Source organism: Streptococcus mitis, from assembly GCF_009496285.1.
Lineage (GTDB): Bacteria > Bacillota > Bacilli > Lactobacillales > Streptococcaceae > Streptococcus > Streptococcus mitis_BP.
Window position 1 is genome coordinate 1 of sequence record NZ_WIJK01000066.1, and the last position, 620, is coordinate 620.

Sequence of the window (620 nt, forward strand, 5' to 3'; positions counted from 1 at the left end):
GGTGTTGCATCTTTAGCTTTCTCAACTGCCTTAGCTGCTGGGATTTCTGCTGTTGATCCATCTGGGAAGGTTACAGTTGCTGTTCCATCTTTGCCTACTTCAACATCTTTCGCTGTTGGGTTAGCTTTCTTAACTTCGTCGGCTACTTTAGCTTTTTCTGCATCTGTTAAGTTAGCTGGATCTTTAACTGGTGTCTTAGCTGGATCTTTAACTCCATCTGCATCCTTAGCAGGTGTTGCATCTTTAGCTTTCTCAACTGCCTTAGCTGCTGGGATTTCTGCTGTTGATCCATCTGGGAAGGTTACAGTTGCTGTTCCATCTTTGCCTACTTCAACATCTTTCGCTGTTGGGTTAGCTTTCTTAACTTCGTCTGCTACTTTAGCTTTTTCTGCATCTGTTAAGTTAGCTGGATCTTTAACTGGTGTCTTAGCTGGATCTTTAACTCCATCTGCATCCTTAGATGGTGTTGTTGCTTTAGCTGGTTCACTTGGCTCTGATACATTGCCTGCTTTATCTGTTGCTTTAGCTGTTACGTTTCCTTCTGGAAGAGCTTCTGTTGGTGTGATTGTAGCTTTACCTTTGTCGTCCGCTACGCCTTCACCAATCTTCTTACCGTCTTT

At 43.4% G+C, this 620-nt stretch carries 1 pseudogene; it reads right to left on the reverse strand.

Features of this window, described 5'->3' with window-relative positions:
- A pseudogene (locus GEZ89_RS09645) lies at positions 1 to 620 on the reverse strand (hypothetical protein); the annotation flags it as partial.